The organism is Rhizobium beringeri, from assembly GCF_004306515.1.
In the GTDB taxonomy this organism is placed as follows: domain Bacteria; phylum Pseudomonadota; class Alphaproteobacteria; order Rhizobiales; family Rhizobiaceae; genus Rhizobium; species Rhizobium beringeri.
Genome location: NZ_SILG01000001.1, coordinates 389,325 through 409,648 on the forward strand (window position 1 = coordinate 389,325; position 20,324 = coordinate 409,648).

Consider the following 20,324-nt stretch of genomic DNA (forward strand, 5'->3'; position numbering starts at 1 on the left):
ATCTCTCAGGAACCGGTTTTAGAGCGAATTTCCGGAAGAGGAAATCCGCAATCGGACTAAAACTTGTCGCGAAGTGCAAACCACGACAAGGCGAGGAAAAGCAACGGTGCGCGCATCCGGGCTCCGCCGGGAAAGGCGGGAATATCGAGCGATGTGAACAGGTCGAGATCGCTGGATTTTCCAAGCACCGTTTCCGCATAGAGCTTGCCACAGTAGTTTGACAGCATGACGCCATGGCCGGAATAACCGCCGATCGAGATGACGCCAGGCATGACCTCGCGCACGAATGGCTGGCGCGGCAGGGTGATGCCGACGCTGCCACCCCAGGCATGGGTGATGTCGATATTCTTCAGATCAGGATAAATCTCGGCGATCTGCCGGCGGATGTGCTGCGAAATGTCCCGCGGATTGTCCGACGTATAGGCCTCACGTCCGCCGAACAGCAGGCGTCCGTCGCCGAATTTGCGGAAGTAGCGCACGACGAAGCGCGAATCGGCCACGGCCTCGCCCCCCGGCAGCACATCGGGATGCCCGTCGAGCGGCGCCGTGGCGCCGATGAAGGATCGGATCGGCATGACATGGCTTGCCGTCACCGGTTCGAGGCCGTCGATATAGCCGTCGCAGGCGATCAGCGCGCGCTCAGTGGTGATCGTCCCCCTTTCGGTTTCGATCGTCACCTTGCCGCCGCCCTGGCGAATCGCCGTTGCCTTGGTCATCTCGAAGATTTCAGCACCGGCATTGGCAGCGACCCGCGCCAGCCCCACCAGCAGCTTCAGCGGATGGATGTGGCCGGTGCCGACATCGCGCACGCCGCAATGGAAACGCTTCGAGCCGAGCCTCTCCTGCGTTTCCTTCTCGTCCATGAAGCGCAGATGCGGATAGTCGTAGCGGAAGGCGGCGATCTCGGCGTTTTCGTAATAGGCGCGTTTATAGCTCGCCTTGTGTGCGACGTTGAGCTGGCCGGGCACATAGTCGATCTCGATCTGATGCTCGCGGGCGAAATCGATGAGATGGCGCTTGGCCGCCTCGGCAAGATCGAACAGCGCCTTCGAGCGTTCGTAGCCGATCTTCTCCTCGAGTTCTTCCGGCCACCATCGCTGGCCGGTGCCGAGTTGGCCGCCATTGCGCCCGGACGCCCCGTCGCCGAAGCGGAAGGCCTCGATCAGCACCACCGAAACGCCTGATTTGGCAAGATTATAGGCGGCCTGCAGGCCGGTATAACCGCCGCCGACGATGGCGACGTCGCATGTTCTCGAGCCGTCGAGAGCGGCATAGGTCGGACGCTCACCGACTGTTGCCTGATACCAGGACAGCCCGGGCGCGATCGGGCTCTGCCATGTCTCCTGCGATGCCATGATAGTCCCTCACACGTTGAGCAGAAGGAATTCCCGCTCCCAGGGGCTGATCACCTGCATGAAGGTCTCGAACTCGCCGCGCTTGACGCCGGCATAAAGGCCGATGAACTGCTTGCCGAACATCTCCTCGAAAGCGGGTTCGTCCTCGAGCAGCGCCACGGCCTCGAGCAGGCCGCGCGGCAGATCGATCGAACCCTCGTTGGCCGAATCCTCGGTCGGCGCCGTCGGCTCGATCTCCTTCATGATGCCGAGCAGGCCGGAAGCGAGCGAGGCGGCGAGTGCGAGATAGGGGTTGGCGTCCGAGCTCGGCAGTCGGTTTTCCACGCGCCGCGCCTGTGGATCGGAAACCGGCACGCGGAAGGCCGTCGTTCGGTTGTCGTAGCCCCAGGCATTGTTGACGGGGCAGGACATATCGGGCTGCAGGCGCCGGTAGGAATTCACATAGGGCGCAAGCATCGCCATCGCGCTTGGCACGAATTTCTGCATGCCGCCGATGAAATGGAAGAATTCCTTCGAAGCCGATCCGTCGGGATTGGAGAAGATGTTCTTGCCCGTCTCGATATTGACCACCGACTGATGGATATGCATCGCCGAACCCGGCTGACCCTGCATCGGCTTGGCCATGAAAGTCGCGTAAATGTCGTGCTTCAGCGCCGCCTCGCGGATCGTCCGCTTGAACAGGAACACCTGGTCGGCAAGTTCGATCGGATTGCCGTGGCGCAGGTTGATCTCGAGCTGCGCCGGTCCCTCTTCGTGGATCAGCGTATCGATCTCCAGCCCCTGCTTCTCCGAGAAATGATAGACGTCGTCGATCAGCTCGTCGAACTCATTGATGCCGGCGATCGAATAGCCCTGACCGCCGAGGATCGAGCGGCCGGACCGGCCTTTGGGCGGGTGCAGCGGATAGTCGGGATCGTCGTTCTTGGCGACGAGATAGAATTCGATCTCGGGCGCCACGATCGGTTTCCAGCCGCGCTCGTGATAGAGGCTCATGATGCGCTTCAGCACGTTGCGCGGCGTATAGGGCACTTCGCCGCCGTCCGAATCGACGATGTCGCAGATCACCTGCGCCGTCGGGTCGGTCTCCCAGGGCACAACCGAAAGCGTCGAAAGGTCGGGCATCAGCTTCAAGTCGCTGTCGCGCGGCTCGTAGCGGAAGCTCTCCGTCTCGTCGGGATATTCGCCCGATATCGTATGCCGGTAGATCGCCGAAGGCAGTGCCAGCGACGTGTTCGAGGTGAATTTCGAGCTCGGCATCATCTTGCCGCGCGCAACGCCGGCAAGGTCCGGCGTGATGCATTCGATGTCTTCGATGCCCCTGTCCCTCAGCCACCGCGCTGCTTCCTTCCAGTTCGCAACGCCACGCAGGGATCCGGGTTCCGGGGGAGCTTTCTTCGAGGCGGGTACGTTTCTGGCAGGTTTCAGCGTCGTCTTTTTTGGGGACATGACACACCGGTTTGTGTTGATCGTGGCACCATCATAACCAGACTTTGCCAATTGGCGAGGGGTGGCAAACGTTGACTTTCGCCCTTTGATGGAAAAAGAAGACGTGATTTTGAACGGGGAAACGGATTTGCAGCGCAAAAGCGACGTCATCGTCATCGGCGCCGGGGCGGCGGGCATGATGGCGGCCATTGGCGCGGGAAAACGCGGTCGCTCGGTCGTGGTCCTCGACCATGCCAGGGCGCCTGGCGAGAAGATCCGCATATCGGGCGGCGGCCGCTGCAATTTCACCAATATCCATGCCGGACCGAAGAATTTCCTCTCCGCCAACCCGCATTTCTGCAAATCGGCGCTCGCCCGTTTCACACCTGCCGACTTCATCGCCATGGTCGACCGCCATGGCATTGCCTGGCACGAAAAGACGCTCGGCCAGCTTTTCTGCGACGATAGCGCCAAAGACATCATCCGCATGCTGCTGGCCGAGATGCGCATGGCCGGTGCGGTGCTAGATCTCGGCACCGAGATATCAGGTGTCGAAAAGACCGAAGTCGGCTTCCGGGTATCGACCAGCGAAGGCCATTATGAAGCATCATCGCTGATCGTCGCCGCCGGCGGCAAGTCGATCCCGAAGATGGGTGCCACCGGCTTTGCCTATCGCCTCGCCGAGCAGTTCGGCTTGCCCGTGCTCGAAACCCGACCCGGCCTCGTGCCGCTGACGCTCGATCCCGGCCTGCTCGAGAGCATCGCCCCGCTCGCCGGCATCGCCGCCCCGGCCGAAATTCGCCATGGCAGGACCGCCTTCCGTGAAGCGCTGCTGTTCACCCATCGCGGGCTGAGCGGCCCGGCCATCCTGCAGATTTCTTCCTATTGGCGCGAGGGCGACGAGATCGTGGTCGCCATCGAACCGGATATCGATATTGCGGCGCATTTGAAGACGGCAAAGCAGCTCAACGGCCGCCAGTCGCCGCAGACAGCCCTTGGCGACTTCTTGCCGAAGCGGCTGGCACAGTTTCTCGTGGAGCGCGAGAAAATCTCCGGCAACATGGCCGACCTGCCTGACAAGGCGCTGCTGCGTCTTGCCGCTGGCGCCCAGAATTGGGCGGTCAAACCGTCCGGCTCGGAAGGTTATCGCACCGCCGAAGTGACGCTCGGCGGCATCGACACGGCAGCGCTCGATTCCCGCAGCATGGAAGCAAAAGCCGTGCCCGGCCTTTATTTCATCGGTGAATGCGTCGACGTCACCGGCTGGCTTGGCGGCTATAATTTCCAGTGGGCCTGGGCCTCCGGTTTTGCCGCCGGTGAATGGGCCTAATGCATGTCGCCCAAAAGTGCGCAGCGGTTTTGGGATAACGACTTGCATGAGGCCGAGGAGCACAGCGCTGATCAGAAAGCAAATACCTAAAGCGCGTCGCATGATTCCGATTCAACGCGACGTGCTTTAGAAAAGCCGATTCAAGACTTTTTAATAGAGGTGCGCCATCCTGTCTCAATTGGCGGTTTGTAAGGTCGTTCCTAAATTAAGCTTTACCGGCAAGCCGATTTGTTGGATTGTTGTTGTGTCAGAGAGAAGTGAGGTTTCGACCATGACCAGAAACACACGACGCGCCCGCGCCATAGCAATTGCCGAGGCAAAGCCGAACGCTCGAATGGTCGCCCTGCGTTATCTGATGCTTGCAGCCGGCGCCACAGCCGCCAGCATCGCGCTGCTGCTCTCGCACTTCATCTGATCCTGTCCGCAGACCTGGAACGAACGTTGCGACTTGGCTATTGTCGCACCGCGGCGTCGCGGCCCATAATTTGCAACTATTTCACTGCCTTGGCTTAACCCGCCATAACCGCTTATCCGAAAATTAATATCTAATCTGACACAATTGCTCGCGAATATTTGGGCATCTCCAAGTTGTTTGGACATGAACTGGCAATGACTGCCGCCTGGCCTCCGGGTTCCCCAATGTAACTAAGAATAGCTCGATGTGCACCCGGCTGGCGCCATGTGGCTGCCTGCGGGAGGAGTGGTGTATGAAAGGCCCGGAACGCCATGTTGATTGACAAGATTCTTTCCCGTTTCAGGATCAAGACCAAGGTCCTGATCTTCGTTCTGCCTTTCGTCGTCACCATTTCGGCGGTGGGCCTGACGGGCCTCTACGCTTCGGGACTTCTGCAGGGCCGCATGGAAATATCCAACAGCGTGCTGCAGTCGCTCAGCGGCTTCAAGGATCTCTATGGTTCGATGGATGATTTCCTGCGCGTCACCAGCCCTGAGGCGCGCGACAAGCTGCTTGCGGATCTGAAGACCCAGCAAGGCGTGCTCGACCAGACGCTGAACCAGGTCGGTGAAGAGGCCGCCGGTCGCGACAGCCTTGCGGAGGCATCGCGCCGCACCAAGGACATTTCGGGCGTCGTCGACAAGCTCTGGGCGCTGCACGAGCAGGAGCGGGCATTGCATGAGCAGATCGACGCAGCGCAGAAGAGCGTGATCAGCACCCGCTTCACCGTGTCCTACCAGGCCGAGGAATTGCAGAGCACCGTCCAGAGCGACGAGAGCGCCGCCACCAGCACCCTTCGCACGGCCGACCGTTTGCTGAAGGGCGGCGATTTTCTTGGCACCGTCGCCAGCGGCTTCAGCAAGCCGCAGACACCGCAGGACAAGATCGCCTTCATCAACGAACAGATGCCCGAGATCATCAAATCGCAGCGTCTGATCGCCATCTCGGTTCCGAGCAATCAGAAGAACGTTATCGACGCGCTGGCTGCGACCATCGACGGCATCAAGACGATCGTCCAGACGCCCAATCCGACCGACGAGACCGCCACCGAACTCGGCCGTCTCGTTTCGCGCTTCCGCCAGACCTCGACCTATACGCAGCTGACCGCCACGCAGAAAATGCGTGACGCCACCCAGGAATTCGCCGCGCTCGATGGCCGGATTGCCCAGGCCAACTCGGTCCTGCAGGATACGAGGCGTCTCGAAAATTCCGTCTATTCGCTGCAGATCGTTCTTTCCGACTTTCTCGCCGATTCCAGCAAGGAAAATCTCGTGCGCCTGCAGCAGCAGGCCGGCACGCTCGGTAAGGACATGCAGGTGCTGATCACCAGCGCCAAGGGCATGGGTTTTGCCGAAGGCATATCAGGCGCGATCCAGCCGGCGCTCGACATCATTTCCGGCGGCGGCTCGAAGATCGTCGACACGATCGGCGAGCGCGTCACAGCCTATGCCGCGGCCCGCCAGGAACTCGACCAGATCTGGAAAAAGCTGACCGATTTCGCCGAGCTGCAGAAGCAGACGGCCGGCACCGAGCGCACCCAGGCAAACAGCATCTCCGTCATGACCACCGGTCTCGGCATCCTACTGTCGATCCTCGGCGGCATTGCCCTGGTGCTGACGCTGCAGCGCCCGATCAGCCATATCACCGCCGCCATGCGCCGCATCGCCGAAGGGGCGCTGGATACCAGCATCTCCGGCGAGCAGCGCCACGATGAAATCGGCGACATGGCCCGCGCGCTCGGCATCTTCAAGGAAAACGCCATCTCGAAGATACGCATCGAGGAGCAGAGCGACGAGGAACGCGCCGCCGCCGAACATGAGCGCCAGCGCAATGACGCCGAAAAGCGCGAGATGGATCGTCAGATCGAATTTGCGGTCAATGCGCTCGCCGCCGGCCTCGAACGCATGTCGCAGGGCGATATCTCGACGACGATCGAAACGCCCTTCATCGGTCGTCTCGAACAGCTCCGCCAGGATTTCAACGGTTCGATGATGCGCCTGCAGGCGACGATGAGCCAGATCCGCGACAATGTCGAGCTGATCCAAGGCAACGGCAACCAGATGGCCCAGTCGGCCGAGGACCTCTCCAAGCGCACCGAACAGCAGGCAGCCTCGCTCGAAGAAACCGCGGCCGCCGTCGACGAAATCACCGTCACGGTCCGTTCGTCGGCCGAACGCGCCAAGGATGCCGACCAGATCGTCCGCCAGGCCAAGCGTAGCGCCGACGATTCCGCCGTCGTCGTCAGCAATGCGATCGACGCGATGGGCCGCATCGAGGATGCCTCGCGCCAGATCGAGCAGATCATCGGCGTCATCGACGAGATCGCCTTCCAGACCAACCTCCTGGCGCTCAACGCCGGCATCGAGGCGGCGCGCGCCGGTGAAGCCGGCAAGGGCTTCGCGGTGGTCGCGATGGAGGTCCGCGAACTGGCCCAGCGCTCCGCCGCTGCGGCGCAGGAGATCAAGGGGCTGATCAACAAGTCGACCAACGAGGTCAGCTCCGGCTCGCAGTTCGTGCAGGAGACCGGCACGGTGCTCGCCAAGATCAGCGCCCAGATCGTCACGATCAGCCAGCATGTCGAGATGATCGCTCGCGCCAGCCACGACCAGTCCAACGCGCTGCAGGGCGTCAATGCGACGGTCAACCAGATGGACCAGATGACGCAGCAGAACGCCGCCATGGTGGAGGAGACGACTGCCGCCAGCCGCGAACTGGCCGACGAGGCCGATTCGCTGCGCCGGCTCATCCAGCAGTTCAAGATCGACGGCGAGGCGGCCGCAGCACCAGTCTACCGCGCCGCCTGATCATCGATCCATCCGTCTTCATGCGAACGGCCCCGGACTTTCCGGGGCCGTTTCTATTTATTCTGCAAAACAGCGCCTCGATCGAGAAGATTTGAACGATGGAAGAATAGGTCGAATGCCCGGCAGCCTATCAGGCCGGGATAGTCGGAAAATGCTCGGAAACGAGACGGTGAATATCTCCGACAGCCATGATTTGCGGAGAATCTTCCTTAACGCTTTTAGTCTAATTTAACCTTGGTTTATCTCCCGGGGGTCTCGATGCTGCGCCTTTTCTCTACGTCGATCGTACGCCAGATCGTTGCGATCACGCTGTTTCTGCTGGCCATCAGCACGGCCGCCATCGTCGGCGTGACCTATTACAATCTGAGCCATCAGGTCATGGACGGGGCCGTCTCCGACGCGAAGGACGCCGCCCGTGCGATGGCCGTCCTTTACGGCGCAGCTGATCAGGCTGCAAAGATCGAGCTGAAGGACAATCAGCTCTCCGCCGTCACCGAAGACGCCATTCCGGCCCTTGCCGATCACTCGCTGGTCGACCGCACCGCGCAGTCGATCGCCGGTGTCGCAACCATCTTCCAAAAGCAGGGCGGCGACTACGTCCGCATATCCACCAACGTCAAGAAGGAAAACGGCGACCGCGCCGTCGGCACCAAGCTGGTCGCCGAGCACCCGGCCCAGCCGGTCCTCGCCAGGGGTGAAGCCTATTATGGTCCGGCGGAGCTTTTCGGCCGCAAGTTCATGACCGGTTATTTCCCGATCAAAAACGCCTCGAGCGCCAATGTCGGCATTCTCTTCATCGGCATTCCGATGGAGCTCTATTACCAGCGCATGTATGAGCTGCAGATGCTGGTTCTCGGCGTCGGCGCCATCGTCATGCTGATCGTCGGCGTTCTCGCCTTCTATGCGATCCGCCTGTCGGTGAAGCCTTTGCAGGCGCTGACGACGAGCGTGCACTCGATTTCCTCGGGCGATCTCGAAGGAGCGATCCCCTGTATCGAAAAGAAGAACGAGTTCGGCGATATCGGCCGGGCTCTGGCGCTTTTCCGCGACAGCGCCCGCGCAAGGCGCGATCTGGAAACCCAGGCTGCCGAACAGCGCGCCTTGAGCGATGCCGAACGCGCCAGGAACGATGCCGACAAGCGCTCGCTCGACGGCCAGATCGACTTTGCCGTCAATCAGCTTGCCGCCGGCCTCGGGCGCCTGTCGCAGGGCGACGTCTCGCAGACGATCGGCACGCCTTTCGTCGGCCGGTTGGAGCAGTTGCGCGTCGATTTCAACGCTTCGCTTTTGCGGCTCCAGGATACGCTGTCCGGCATCCGCGACAGCGCCTCGAGCATCCAGCGCAACAGCGGCGCCGTCTCCGCCTCTGCCGGTGAACTTTCGAAGCGCACCGAGGCGCAGGCGGCGAGCCTTGAGGAGACCGCGGCCGCGGTGGAGGAGATCACCGTGACGGTTCGTTCTTCCGCCGAGCGAGCCCGGGAAGCCAACAATGTCGTGGCCGCGACCAAGAAGACCGCCGACAATTCCGGCGCCGTCGTCGGCGATGCCGTCTCCGCCATGGAGCGCATCGAGCAGGCCTCGCAGCGCATCGAGCAGATCATCGAGGTGATCGACGACATCGCCTTCCAGACCAATCTTCTGGCGCTGAACGCCGGCATCGAGGCGGCACGCGCCGGCGAGGCGGGCAAGGGGTTTGCCGTCGTCGCCCAGGAAGTCCGCGAACTCGCCCAGCGTTCGGCCGATGCGGCGCGAGAGATCAAGTCGCTGATCGAGACATCGAGCCGGGAAGTGACGGCAGGTTCTGAACTGGTCCAGAAGACCGGCAGCGTCCTTGCCTCGATCAGCCAGGAGATCATCGCAATCAGCGGCCATGTCGAGACCATCGCCACCGCCAGCCGCGATCAGTCGGCCGCGCTGCAGGAGGTCAACGGTTCGGTCAACGCCATGGACCAGATGACCCAGAAGAACGCGTCGATGGTTGCCGAGACGACGCAGGCAAGCCGCCTGCTCGCCGGCGAGGCCGATACGCTGATGGCGCTGATCGAGCGGTTCCGCATCGTCGCAGAATCTGCACCGGCTCATCTCGGGGCAAGAAAAGTCGCCTGAACCGCGCAGCCGCAGCTGCCACGGGATTGCGTCGCGGCCTTGCGGCGCTTTCCCAGGTGGAGATCGAACGACGTCAGCCAGGCGGCGAAGCCAACGAGGCTGCTGTTTCCGAACTCGGCATAGAATCTGTCCTCCTCCGCCCTGCAGCCGCATCGCTTGGGAGAGTGCCGATAGCCGATGGTACCTGCGATGGTGATCATGTCGATCATGACGATGTCCTTTGCTGTGTAAGACATCAGCTGATCTAGGCTTCGAATTTCTCTTTATAAACGGGGAAAATCCCGCTATGTTTTTCATTAATGAAAAACGCGAATTGGGATTCCTATCAGCTTTTCCTGCAGGTCGCCCGGCTCGGCGGGTTGACGGGAGCAAGCACCGCAAGCGGGCTTAGTCCTGCGACCGTCGGCCGGCGCATGCTCGATCTCGAACAGGAGATCGGCCGTGCATTGTTTGTCCGCAGCCAGACCGGATACCGTCTGACCCCGGATGGTCAGGCGCTGCTCGATCACCTTCAGGAAATGGAAGCCGTCGCCCGCAAGGTCGAGGCGTGGCGGCAATCCGGCGAGGGCGGCACGACCGTCAGGGTCACCGCCGGCACCTGGCTCGCTTGGTTGCTGACCGAGAATTTCGCCGCAATCCGCATGCCGGGCGATGCCTTCGCCATTTCGCTCACCATCGGCGAGGCGCGGGCAAGCCTTGCCTATCGCGAGAGCGATATCGGTATTCGCGCCTTCGAGCCCGAGGAGGCCAATCTCGCCGCACGTCAGCTCGGGGAGGTGGCCTATGCCGTCTATATCAGACGCAACGCCGCCGAGACCGACGAGCGCTGGATTGCAGTCGCCGAGGAGGAGGCGATATCGGCCTATCTGCGCTGGCCGCACGCCCATGCCGCAACAGGGATCGTCGCCACGGTTAATCGGCCGCGTTCGCTGCCGGATCTGGTGCGCGCCGGCGCCGGCAAGACCGTGCTTCCCTGTTTCGTCGGCGATCTCCATCCTGACTTGCAGCGGCAGGGCGGCGAGTTGCCGGAATTGCGCCACCGGCAATGGATCGTCATGAATGCCGAGGACCGCCATCGCCCGGAGATCCGCACAGTCGCCGACCGCATGACCAAGCTCATCAAAAGTTATGCCGATCTCTTCGCCGGGAAACGACCGAGTCGAGGCTAGAGCGTGTCGCCCAAAACTGTGCAGCGGTTTGGGACCACGGCTGCATTAACTGGAGACGTAAAGCGCCGCGCGCCCGATAGGTCGCGCGGCGTTTGAAGAAGCGGGCCGACGTCATCGACCCCGCCGCTGGTCGGTCTTCGTCAATGCCGGTTGGTGACGACGACGGGGATCAGCAGGTCGCCCCAGTGGCCGTCGCCGCCGTGATGACGGGCCGAGCGCACCAGTTCGACCGAGACACCGGCCTCGACGGCCTTCATGACCGATTGGTTCAGCCGATGCAGGTCGTTGGCGAGCATGCGGATCGTCGTCTGCTGATCCTCGCTCATGCTGCTTGCCTGCTCCTCGGCCCGTTCCCTGACGCGTGTAATGGATGCCATGATCTTCTCCTCCTCTTCGAGTTATTCCGCAGCCGGTTTGAACTGCGCATGTTCGGTCGAGCCGTGCATCGCCGTGGTCGAAGACCGGCCGCCGGTGATGGCGAGCGACACCGCGTCGAAATAGCCGGTGCCGACCTCGCGCTGATGTTTGGTGGCGGTATAGCCATTGACCTCGGCGGCGAATTCCGCCTGCTGCAGCTCGGAATAGGCCGACATCTGCCGCTGCCGGTAGCCGCGCGCCAGTTCGTACATGCCGTAGTTCAGCTGGTGGAAGCCGGCGAGCGTGATGAACTGGAACTTGTAGCCCATCGCGCCGAGTTCGCGCTGGAACCGCGCAATCGTCGCCTCGTCGAGGTTCTTCTTCCAGTTGAAGGAAGGCGAGCAATTATAGGCGAGCAGCTTGCCGGGGTGGACCTTGTGCACGCCTTCGGCAAAGCGCCGTGCCTGATCGAGGTCCGGCTTCGAGGTCTCGCACCAGATGAGATCGCAATGCGGCGCATAGGCGACGGCACGTGCGATACAGGGCTCGATGCCGTTTCGCACCTGATAGAAACCTTCGACTGTGCGGCCGGCATCATAGTCGACGAAGGGCTGGTCGCGCTCGTCGATGTCTGACGTCAAGAGCTTTGCCGCTTCCGCGTCGGTGCGGGCGATGACCAGCGTCGCAACGCCCATGACGTCGGCAGCAAGTCGCGCGGCATCGAGATTGCGGATATGGGCGGCCGTCGGGATCAGCACTTTGCCGCCGAGATGGCCGCATTTCTTCTCCGAAGCGAGCTGGTCCTCGAAGTGAACGCCCGCGGCACCCGCCTCGATATAGGCCTTCATGATTTCGAAGGCGTTGAGCGGTCCGCCGAAGCCTGCTTCCGCATCGGCAACGATCGGCGCGAACCAGGTCTCGACGGAAAGTCCCTGGGCTTCCGCGGTCTCGATCTGATCGGCGCGCTGCAGCGTGCGGTTGATGCGTTTGGCCAGTTCCGGACCGGCATTGGCCGGATAGAGGGACTGGTCGGGATACATCGCCGATGCCGTATTGGCGTCGGCCGCCACCTGCCAGCCGGAGAGATAGATCGCCTTCAGCCCGGCGCGCACCATCTGCATGGCCTGGTTGCCGGAAAGTGCGCCGAGCGCATTGACGAAATCCTCCTGGTGAATGAGCCGCCACAACCGGTCCGCCCCCATTTCGGCCAGCGTATGGCGCAGCGCCACCGAGCCTCTGAGCCGCCGCACGTCATCGGCCGAGTACGGTCTCTCGATGCCGTCGAAGCGGCCTGTTGATGCGTTTGGAACAAGCTTGTAAAAATCGGTCATGCTGCTTTCCTCACTAAAAAGCCCAACAAAGGTGCCGCATGACAAGATTGACAATATCAGCCGTTATGACCAGAAAAACCTTTGATTTCCTGTCCGGAAAGAGGTTAAGATGACGAGGATTGACAGAGTGGCGCTGTGAATTTGTAAAATTTTGTAAATACAGCGCTCCTTCCTTGTCAAAGGGTGTGACATGGCGGAACGAAAGATATTCGCAGGCCCGAAAGTCAGACGCATCCGCAATGCGCTGGCGCTGACGCAGACCGCCATGGCCGAGGCGCTTGAAATATCGCCGTCCTACCTGAATCTGATCGAGCGCAACCAGCGGCCGCTGACGGTGCAGCTCCTTCTCAAGCTTGCAAGCGTCTATAGGGTCGATCTGGAGGAGTTGCGGGGGCAGACCGGCGGCAGTCTCGACCAGCTCAAGGAGATCTTTGCCGATCCGCTGCTGTCGGGTGAGTTGCCGGGTGACCAGGAACTGGTGGAGGTGGCCGAGGCAGCACCCAATGCCGCGAGCGGCATGATCAAGCTCTACCGCGCCTATCGCGAGCAGGCGGCAAGACTGTCCGATCTGACGGTGCTGATGGCCGCCGAAGGGCATGCGCCGGTCGCCGCCGGCCGGTTGCCGCTGGACGAGGTGCGCGAGGCGCTGGAGCGCAGGTCCGGCTATTTCGCACGGATCGAGACGGCGGCAGAAGCTTTTGCCGCAACGCTCCCCGGCGGCCTCGATCTTGCTGCCGGGCTGAAGGATTGGCTGCGTTCCGAGCGCGGCATCGCGGTGCGTGTCCTGCCCGTCCACGTGATGCCGGATCTGCGCCGCCGTTTCGATCGCCATTCGATGCGTCTTTTCATCTCGGAGCGCCTGTCGCAGGCCGACCGTGCGCATGAGATATCAATCGAGGCCGCGACTCTCGCTTTGCTGCCGGCAATCGATGCCGAGCTCGCCGATCTCTCGCTCGCTTCCGCCGAGGCGAGGCGCATCGCCCGCTTCGAGCTTGCCCGCATCGCCGCGCTGGCGCTCACAATGCCCTATGAAGCTTTTCTGTCGGCGGCCAAGGCAACGCGCTACGATATCGATATTCTGCGTGCGCGCTTCGGCGTCTCCTTCGGCCACGCCGCCGCGCGCCTTGCCATGCTGCAGCGGCCCGGGGCGGCCGCCATTCCCTTCTTCCTGATCGAAATCGATGCCGCTGGCCACCGGCTGCGCAGGGCAGGAGCCCAGGGCTTTCCGCAGGCCCGTTTCGGCGGCGGCTGTCCGAAGCTCAATATCCACGCCGCTTTCCTGCAGCCGGGCCAGATCCTCGCCGAAACGGTGGTCATGCCGGACGGCGCATCCTTCCTGACGGTCGCCCGCACCCTGGAGGGACCGAGCGTCGAATTCGGCGAAAGGGTCAGGCGCACAGCAATCCTGATCGGCTGCGACGCTGCCCTTGGCGAGGGTGTGGTCTATGGGCAGGCGATGGCGCTCGATCCGGTCGCCATCGGTCCGGCCTGTCGCCTTTGCGAGCGGCGCGGCTGCCTTTCCCGAGCCGAGCCGCCGGTGACGAGACCGCTCGGGCTCGACGAGATGGTGGCGGGGCTCAGCGCCTTCGACTTCCAGTGATTGTGAAATCATTGAGGGCCTAGGATTTTGCGCTTGTGGGCTGTGAAATTCCTTCTTAGTCTGCGTGGAAAACCAGAGGGAAAAGATGTCCGGGGGTGCGGAATCTTTGAACAAACAGGAGAAGTTATGAGGTCAACCATCCTATGCGTGACGGCCGCCGCCGTTACAGCACTCCTTGCTGCCGCTCCGGCCTTTGCCCAGGAGCGTGTGGTCAACGTCTACAACTGGTCGGATTATATCGACAGTTCCATCCTCGAGGATTTCACCAAGGAAACCGGCATCAAGGTCGTCTACGACACTTTCGATTCCAACGAGACGCTGGAAACCAAGCTCTTGGCCGGTGGTTCGGGGTATGACGTCGTCGTCCCCACAGTATCCTTCATGCAGCGCCAGATCGCCGCCGGCGTCTACCAGAAGCTCGACAAGTCGAAGCTGCCGAACCTGGTCAATATGTGGGATGTCATCATGAAGGGCGTGGCGTCCTTCGACCCCGGCAATGAATACAGCGTCGACTACATGTGGGGCACGACGGGCATCGGCTATAATGTCGACAAGGTCAAGGCTGCCCTCGGCACCGACGACAAGCCCAATTGGGACGCGTTGTTCGATCCGGCGAAAGCGGCGAAACTCAAGGATTGCGGCATCTATATGCTGGATTCCCCAACCGACGTCGTGCCCTCGGTACTCGCCTATCTCGGGCTCAATCCCAACAGCACCGATCCCGCCGATCTCAAGAAGGCGCAGGAGGTTCTCACGGCCGTCCGTCCCTTCGTCCGCAAGTTCCATTCGTCCGAATATATCAGCGCGCTGGCGAACGGCGATATCTGCATCGCGCTCGGTTATTCCGGCGACATGTTCCAGGCCCGCGACCGTGCCGCGGAAGCCAATGCCGGCGTAAAGGTCGACTACTCGGTCCCGTCGCAGGGAGCCCAGATCTTCTTCGACGTCTTCGGCATTCCAAAGGATGCGCCGCATGTCGCCGAAGCCCATGAATTCATCAACTACATGATGAAGCCGGAAGTGATCGCCAAGGCCTCGAACTTCGTCTTCTACGCCAACGGCAACAAGGCCTCGCAGCAGTTCCTCGACAAGGAGGTCCTTGACGATACGGCGATCTACCCGACGCCCGAGGTGATGGCGAAGCTCTTCACCGTTCCGCCGCTCGATCCGAAGACGCAACGGATCGTGACGCGGCTATGGACCACCGTGGTCACCGGCCAATGATAGAATAACGGCCCGGACGGAAACGTCCGGGCCTTTTTTTGACGATCCCGGCCGGGTGAAACCGGGAGCAAAAGAATGTATTTTCGGGGAACAATATGAAGTCTCTAGGCAATATTCGCCGCTCTTTCGCACCTTGGACCGATCCGTCCGCCAAGCCCTTCATATCAATCAAGAACGTCACCAAGCGTTTCGGTGATTTCACCGCAGTCGATAACCTGTCGCTCGACATCTATCACCGCGAGTTCTTCGCGCTGCTCGGCGCTTCCGGCTGCGGCAAGTCGACGCTTCTGCGCATGCTCGCCGGCTTCGAGCAGCCGACCTCGGGCGAAATCGTGCTGGACGGCACCGACATGGCCGGCACGCCGCCCTATCGGCGTCCCGTTAACATGATGTTCCAGTCCTATGCGCTTTTCCCGCACATGACGGTCGAGAAGAACATCGCCTTCGGCCTGAAACAGGACGGCATGGCGAAGGACGAGATGACTGACCGCGTCTTGCAGATGTTGAAGCTCGTCAAGCTGGAGCAATTTGCCTCCCGCAAGCCGAACCAGCTTTCCGGCGGCCAGCGCCAGCGCGTCGCGCTGGCCCGCTCGCTCGCCAAGCGCCCGAAGGTGCTGCTGCTCGACGAACCGCTCGGCGCGCTCGACAAGAAGCTGCGTGAGGAAACCCAGTTCGAGCTGATGGACCTGCAGCAGAATCTCGGCCTCACCTTCGTCGTCGTCACCCACGACCAGGAAGAGGCGATGACCATGGCCGATCGTATCGCCGTCATGAGCCACGGCAAAGTCGTGCAGGTGGCGACGCCGGCCGAAATCTACGAGGCGCCGAATTGCCGCTTCGTCGCGGATTTCATCGGCGATGTGAACATTTTCGACGGCAAGGTCGCCTCATCGGGCAACGGCACCGTCGAGATATCAGTCGACAGCGGCTTCAGCGTGCGTGTCGCTGCCGCCGAAACGCCCTCCGCAGGCAGCGCCGTCGGCTTTGCCATCCGGCCGGAAAAGATGCGGGTCGGGCGCACGGCTCCCGCCAATGCGTCCGTCAACGCCGCCAAAGGCGAACTCTGGGATATCGCCTATCTCGGCGACATGACCGTCTTCCATGTGAAATTGCAAAGCGGCAACGTCGTCAAGGCCTCGTCCCTCAATGCGCAGCGCTCCGTCGACGACCCCTTCACCTACGATCAGGAAGTCTGGGTCTCCTTCGACGAGAATGCCGGCGTCCTGCTGAAGGATTGACATCATGGGCAAGTTCACGTCCGGCCTCTACAATCGCCTCGTCATCGTCATCCCTTACGCCTGGCTGCTGCTCTTCTTCCTGGCGCCTTTCTTCATCGTCTTCCGCATTTCGATGTCGACGACGGCGATCGCCATGCCGCCCTATGAGCCTGTCTTCTCCTTCGCCGACGGCTGGGCCGGCCTCTTAAGCAAGATCGGCGAATTCTCCCTCGACAATTACACCTACCTCACCGACGACCCGCTCTATTTCAACGCCTATGTGTCGAGCGTGGTGATCGCCGCGATCTCCACCTTCCTGACGCTGCTGATCGCCTATCCGATCGCCTACGGCATGGCGCAGGCGCCACGTGGCCTGCGGCCGACGCTGGTGATGCTCGTCATCCTGCCCTTTTGGACGAGCTTCCTGATCCGCGTCTACGCCTGGATCGCCATCCTCAAGCCGGAGGGCCTGTTCAACCAGCTGCTGCTGTCGCTGCACCTGATCGATACGCCGCTGATCATCCTCAACACCAATACCGCCGTCTATATCGGCATCGTCTATTCCTATCTGCCCTTCATGGTGCTGCCGCTTTATTCGGCGCTCGAGAAGATGGACGGCACGCTGATCGAAGCCGCCCAGGATCTCGGCTGCCCGCCGATCACCGCCTTCTGGCGCGTCACCTTCCCGCTGTCGATTCCCGGCGTGGTGGCCGGTTGTATGCTGGTCTTCATCCCCGCCGTCGGCGAATTCGTCATACCCGATCTGCTCGGCGGGTCGCAGACGCTGATGATCGGCAAGACGCTGTGGAACGAGTTCAATTCCAATCGCGACTGGCCAGTCTCCTCGGCGGTGGCGACCATCCTGTTGCTGATCCTGGTCATCCCGATCGTCTTCTTCCAGAATGTCCAGGCCAAAGCCGAAGAGCGGGGGAAATAAACCATGCTGAAATGGACCCGTTTCAACATCGTCTCCGTCACACTCGGCTTCGCCTTCCTCTATCTGCCGATCGTGCTTCTCGTCATTTTTTCCTTCAACGAATCCAAACTCGTAACCGTCTGGGGCGGCTTCTCGACGAAATGGTATGTCTCGTTGATGAGCAATCAGGCCTTGCTCGATGCTGCCTGGGTGACGCTGCGCGTCGGGCTGCTGTCGGCAACGTTTGCAACCATCCTCGGCACGATGGCGGCCTTGACATTGGTGCGCTACACGCGCTTTCGCGGCCGGATGCTGTTTTCGGGTATGGTCTATGCCCCGCTCGTCATGCCGGAGGTCATCACCGGCCTGTCATTGCTGCTGCTCTTTGTGGCGATCGGTCTCGACCGTGGCTTCTGGACGATCACGCTCGCGCATACGACGCTGACCATGTGCTTCGTCGCCGTCGTCGTGCAGTCGCGCCTGCTGAGTTTCGATCATTCGATCGAGGAAGCGGCCCAGGATCTCGGCGCGCCGCCGGTGCGCACCTTCTTCGAGATCACCCTGCCGATCATCGCGCCAGCCGTGCTCTCCGGCTGGATCCTGGCCTTCACCCTGTCGCTTGACGATCTGGTGATTGCGAGCTTCACGTCGGGGCCCGGCGCCACCACGCTGCCGATGAGGATCTACAGCCAGGTCCGCCTCGGCGTGACGCCCGAGATCAATGCGGTGTGCACGATCCTGATCGGTGTCGTCGCCTTCGGCGTCATCTGCGCCTCGATCGTCACCAAGCGCCGCGAAACGCAGCGACAGAGGGACGAGCGCGCGGCCGCCGCCGGCGCGTGAGGTCTAAAGCGCGTGCTCCTCGCGCTTTAGACCTCTATTTTACGCATGTCGTTATCGCAAAACCGCTGCACACTTTTGCGCGACATGCTTCATTGCGCGTGGGGTGTATTGCCGAAAAGTGGAACCGGTGAGATCACCGGGTTCGGCCATGAGCCGCCGATGAAGAACGGCAGAAGCGGCAGCTCCGCCGCCTTGGCCGGATCGGTTGCCTCAAGCGATCCGGAAAGCGCCAGCCCGTTCGAATGATAGGTGATGATGCCGGAAAGCGTCAGTGTCTGTGTAGGCCCGGCGACGTGGGCGTCATGGATCTCGGCGGAGCCGTTGGCGAAATCGGCCTGCAGGTTTAGCTGGTTGAAAGCGAAGGCGCCGCCTGCTGCCGCGCTCAACGGAAAGAACGGCTTTTCGGCTGCTTGGGTGCGCAATGCCGCAGCATCAATGCCGGGGATCGTACCTTCCCTGGTCCAGAAGTGCAGCTTGCCGGTGACGTCGGTAAGGCCGGTCGTCCAGATCGCCTTCGGCGACTGTAGGTCGAGATCGAGCGATCCTGTCGCAAGCGGCAGCGGACCCTTCAGCTGCAGGCGCTCGGCAAGGGCTGCGAAGTCGGCATCGCGGATCGACAGCTGCAGCTTGCCGCCGCCGTCGAAGTCGCGCTGCGTCGCTTCCAGGTGCGCGGTCATCTCGCCGCCTTCGAACTGGCTGTCGCCAATATCGAATTTCGCTTCGCCGCCGGCAACGATCACGCTGGCGCCAACGTCGGAAAGCTCGAAGAGACCCATCTGCGCGCGCCGTGCCGAAAGCCTGACGTCGACATCGAGCACCCGCAGCGGCCCGCTTATGCCGGCGGAGATTTCCTCCGCCTCGCCGGCGGCGAGCCTGAGCGCGAAGGCATCGAGGAAGGGCTTGAGGTTCATCTGGTCGAAGGCGAGCGTACCGCCGATCTTCGGGCGTTTTCCAGGCTGGGTGAAAAGGTCCATTACGCCGGTGGCACTCGCTTCGTTCAGCGACAGACTGAGATTGTTGAAGCGCAGCCCGTTGCCCGACGACATGATGTCGGATTCCAGCGAAGCGCTCTTCAACGTTGCGATGCCGGGGATCGATTTGCCCGACCATGTCAGCAGTGCGGGCACATCGGGAATGCTGGCGGTGATATTGCCGGAAAGGGCCGAAAGGCTGGCGATGCTGGCAATCCCCTGGAAGTGAGCGGTCAACAGGTTTGATGTGAGCGACGTCCGGGTCTCGGCATTCCTGCCGGCAAAGGCGAGCAGCGGCTGGCGCGAGGCGAAATCGACCTTCAGGTCCTCGCCATTGATGCGCGCGATGACGACCGCCGAGATCGCGCCGGATAGCCTCGGCCAGGCGATATCTGCGGTGACGCTCTCGAAATGATAGGTCTTGGCGGACTTGATGTCGGTGACCACAAGCGTGCCGTCCTCAACCGTCACTGCGCCGATCTCGGCATCGAGATCCGGAGCGAGCACCTCAGCTCCGTTTTCGGAGCCTACGCCGTTGATCGCGCGTGCGAGCAGGCCGGCATAACTCCAGTCGATCAGCCCTCTCTCGTCGCGCGTCAGCGCCAGGTTGGGGCGCACCAGATGGAATTCGTGGAAGCTCGTCCGGCCTCGCAACGCATCGATGAGGCTGAAATCGGCCGACAAGCTTTCAATGGTACCGAGCAGCTTATCGCCGCTTTCGCGCGGTTGGCGGATGCTGATCTGGTTCAATGTGATGCGCGGCGTCGGCCAGAATTCGAGAACCGGACTACCCTTGATCTCGGCATGGTAGCCCGTCCATTTCGACAGCGCGTCCTCGATGCCGGAGCGCACGAAGCCGGTCGAGATGAGATAGGGTGCGGCGACCCTGAGCGCCACGAAAAGCGCAAGCGCGATCAGCAGGAATACCGTCGACAGGCGGGCGAAGGCCGGAAGCCAGCGCGAAACGGGTCCGATCTTCCTGCGCCACCTGCGATGTCTTGACGTGCTCATGATCTCCGCCGGCAAATTCAGCCGGTCATCCCGTTATGCGCTGATTTCGCCGGATATAGGAAATATCAGGCATATGCAAATCCCCTACAGCGCCGCGCGTCTTTTCAGACGCGCAAAGGACGCTGTAGCACTTTCAATTAAATAATTGGAGCATGATGTCGTCCGAAAACCTCTCACACTTTTCGGCATCATGCTCCAGGCGACGGATCGC

General features: G+C 61.6%; 16 protein-coding genes. 10 read left to right on the plus strand and 6 right to left on the minus strand.

The window, feature by feature from the left end; translation table 11 throughout:
* Positions 1-56 precede the first annotated feature (56 nt).
* Both ELH03_RS02055 and ELH03_RS02060 read right to left on the minus strand, forming a co-directional pair.
* Entirely contained in the window at positions 57-1,355 is a 1,299-nt protein-coding gene (locus ELH03_RS02055) for an NAD(P)/FAD-dependent oxidoreductase (RefSeq protein WP_128405317.1), read from the minus strand.
* A gap of 9 nt (positions 1,356-1,364) precedes the next feature.
* On the minus strand, positions 1,365-2,801 hold the full coding sequence (locus tag ELH03_RS02060; protein ID WP_128405318.1) for a glutamine synthetase family protein: 1,437 nt from the start codon (positions 2,799-2,801) through the stop codon (positions 1,365-1,367).
* Positions 2,802-2,889: 88 nt separating this feature from the next.
* Here ELH03_RS02060 and ELH03_RS02065 point away from each other — a divergent pair, with 88 nt between their 5' ends.
* The 4 genes from ELH03_RS02065 (at position 2,890) to ELH03_RS02075 (ending at position 9,474) form a co-directional block, all read left to right on the plus strand.
* Positions 2,890-4,110 (plus strand): BaiN/RdsA family NAD(P)/FAD-dependent oxidoreductase, encoded by a 1,221-nt coding sequence (locus ELH03_RS02065; RefSeq protein WP_128405319.1) that lies wholly within the window; start codon positions 2,890-2,892, stop codon positions 4,108-4,110.
* A gap of 271 nt (positions 4,111-4,381) precedes the next feature.
* On the plus strand, positions 4,382-4,525 hold the full coding sequence (locus ELH03_RS37220) for a hypothetical protein (RefSeq protein ID WP_003556626.1): 144 nt from the start codon (positions 4,382-4,384) through the stop codon (positions 4,523-4,525).
* Positions 4,526-4,836: 311 nt separating this feature from the next.
* Positions 4,837-7,368 carry a methyl-accepting chemotaxis protein gene (locus tag ELH03_RS02070; RefSeq protein ID WP_130765927.1) on the plus strand — a complete coding sequence of 844 codons (2,532 nt, stop codon included), beginning with the start codon at positions 4,837-4,839 and terminating at the stop codon, positions 7,366-7,368.
* A gap of 258 nt (positions 7,369-7,626) precedes the next feature.
* A complete protein-coding gene (locus ELH03_RS02075; protein ID WP_128405321.1) occupies positions 7,627-9,474 on the plus strand; it encodes a methyl-accepting chemotaxis protein in 1,848 nt (615 codons plus the stop codon).
* Here ELH03_RS02075 and ELH03_RS02080 read toward each other — a convergent pair.
* Positions 9,447-9,683, minus strand: a complete 237-nt coding sequence (locus tag ELH03_RS02080) for a hypothetical protein (RefSeq protein WP_130765928.1) — start codon at positions 9,681-9,683, stop codon at positions 9,447-9,449. The genes ELH03_RS02075 and ELH03_RS02080 overlap by 28 nt on opposite strands.
* A gap of 90 nt (positions 9,684-9,773) precedes the next feature.
* Here ELH03_RS02080 and ELH03_RS02085 point away from each other — a divergent pair, with 90 nt between their 5' ends.
* Positions 9,774-10,643: a LysR family transcriptional regulator gene (locus tag ELH03_RS02085; RefSeq protein WP_130765929.1), complete on the plus strand. Its 870-nt coding sequence runs from the start codon at positions 9,774-9,776 to the stop codon at positions 10,641-10,643.
* A 140-nt stretch (positions 10,644-10,783) separates the two neighbouring features.
* On the opposite strand, the gene ELH03_RS02090 is transcribed toward ELH03_RS02085, so the two are convergent.
* Together ELH03_RS02090 and aceA are read right to left on the minus strand one after the other, a co-directional pair.
* Complete coding sequence (locus tag ELH03_RS02090) at positions 10,784-11,020, minus strand: SMc00767 family acetate metabolism repressor (protein WP_003545603.1); 237 nt, start codon at positions 11,018-11,020, stop codon at positions 10,784-10,786.
* 21 nt (positions 11,021-11,041) lie between these two features.
* Positions 11,042-12,331: an isocitrate lyase gene (gene aceA / locus ELH03_RS02095; RefSeq protein WP_130765930.1), complete on the minus strand. Its 1,290-nt coding sequence runs from the start codon at positions 12,329-12,331 to the stop codon at positions 11,042-11,044.
* A 190-nt stretch (positions 12,332-12,521) separates the two neighbouring features.
* Here aceA and ELH03_RS02100 point away from each other — a divergent pair, with 190 nt between their 5' ends.
* From ELH03_RS02100 to ELH03_RS02120, 5 genes are all read left to right on the plus strand, one after another.
* Complete coding sequence (locus tag ELH03_RS02100) at positions 12,522-13,931, plus strand: helix-turn-helix domain-containing protein (RefSeq protein ID WP_130765931.1); 1,410 nt, start codon at positions 12,522-12,524, stop codon at positions 13,929-13,931.
* A gap of 126 nt (positions 13,932-14,057) precedes the next feature.
* Positions 14,058-15,155, plus strand: a complete 1,098-nt coding sequence (locus tag ELH03_RS02105) for a polyamine ABC transporter substrate-binding protein (protein ID WP_018244858.1) — start codon at positions 14,058-14,060, stop codon at positions 15,153-15,155.
* A 95-nt stretch (positions 15,156-15,250) separates the two neighbouring features.
* A complete protein-coding gene (locus tag ELH03_RS02110) occupies positions 15,251-16,393 on the plus strand; it encodes an ABC transporter ATP-binding protein (RefSeq protein ID WP_027685945.1) in 1,143 nt (380 codons plus the stop codon).
* 4 nt (positions 16,394-16,397) lie between these two features.
* On the plus strand, positions 16,398-17,309 hold the full coding sequence (locus ELH03_RS02115) for an ABC transporter permease subunit (RefSeq protein ID WP_018244859.1): 912 nt from the start codon (positions 16,398-16,400) through the stop codon (positions 17,307-17,309).
* A gap of 3 nt (positions 17,310-17,312) precedes the next feature.
* The gene (locus ELH03_RS02120) at positions 17,313-18,131 is read left to right on the plus strand and encodes an ABC transporter permease (RefSeq protein ID WP_128405326.1); all 819 of its coding nucleotides are present in this window, start codon (positions 17,313-17,315) and stop codon (positions 18,129-18,131) included.
* 89 nt (positions 18,132-18,220) lie between these two features.
* Here the strand turns inward: ELH03_RS02120 and ELH03_RS02125 are convergent, their stop codons facing one another.
* Positions 18,221-20,113: an AsmA family protein gene (locus tag ELH03_RS02125; protein WP_128405327.1), complete on the minus strand. Its 1,893-nt coding sequence runs from the start codon at positions 20,111-20,113 to the stop codon at positions 18,221-18,223.
* Between the last annotated feature and the right edge of the window lie 211 nt (positions 20,114-20,324).

Coding starts and splice junctions, on each gene's coding strand:
- ELH03_RS02055 (WP_128405317.1), bottom strand. CDS start 1,355: ATGGCATCGCAGGAGACATGGCAGAGCCCGATCGCGCCCGGGCTGTCC.
- ELH03_RS02060 (WP_128405318.1), bottom strand. CDS start 2,801: ATGTCCCCAAAAAAGACGACGCTGAAACCTGCCAGAAACGTACCCGCC.
- ELH03_RS02065 (WP_128405319.1), top strand. CDS start 2,890: ATGGAAAAAGAAGACGTGATTTTGAACGGGGAAACGGATTTGCAGCGC.
- ELH03_RS37220 (WP_003556626.1), top strand. CDS start 4,382: ATGACCAGAAACACACGACGCGCCCGCGCCATAGCAATTGCCGAGGCA.
- ELH03_RS02070 (WP_130765927.1), top strand. CDS start 4,837: ATGTTGATTGACAAGATTCTTTCCCGTTTCAGGATCAAGACCAAGGTC.
- ELH03_RS02075 (WP_128405321.1), top strand. CDS start 7,627: ATGCTGCGCCTTTTCTCTACGTCGATCGTACGCCAGATCGTTGCGATC.
- ELH03_RS02080 (WP_130765928.1), bottom strand. CDS start 9,683: ATGATCGACATGATCACCATCGCAGGTACCATCGGCTATCGGCACTCT.
- ELH03_RS02085 (WP_130765929.1), top strand. CDS start 9,774: ATGAAAAACGCGAATTGGGATTCCTATCAGCTTTTCCTGCAGGTCGCC.
- ELH03_RS02090 (WP_003545603.1), bottom strand. CDS start 11,020: ATGGCATCCATTACACGCGTCAGGGAACGGGCCGAGGAGCAGGCAAGC.
- aceA (WP_130765930.1), bottom strand. CDS start 12,331: ATGACCGATTTTTACAAGCTTGTTCCAAACGCATCAACAGGCCGCTTC.
- ELH03_RS02100 (WP_130765931.1), top strand. CDS start 12,522: ATGGCGGAACGAAAGATATTCGCAGGCCCGAAAGTCAGACGCATCCGC.
- ELH03_RS02105 (WP_018244858.1), top strand. CDS start 14,058: ATGAGGTCAACCATCCTATGCGTGACGGCCGCCGCCGTTACAGCACTC.
- ELH03_RS02110 (WP_027685945.1), top strand. CDS start 15,251: ATGAAGTCTCTAGGCAATATTCGCCGCTCTTTCGCACCTTGGACCGAT.
- ELH03_RS02115 (WP_018244859.1), top strand. CDS start 16,398: ATGGGCAAGTTCACGTCCGGCCTCTACAATCGCCTCGTCATCGTCATC.
- ELH03_RS02120 (WP_128405326.1), top strand. CDS start 17,313: ATGCTGAAATGGACCCGTTTCAACATCGTCTCCGTCACACTCGGCTTC.
- ELH03_RS02125 (WP_128405327.1), bottom strand. CDS start 20,113: ATGAGCACGTCAAGACATCGCAGGTGGCGCAGGAAGATCGGACCCGTT.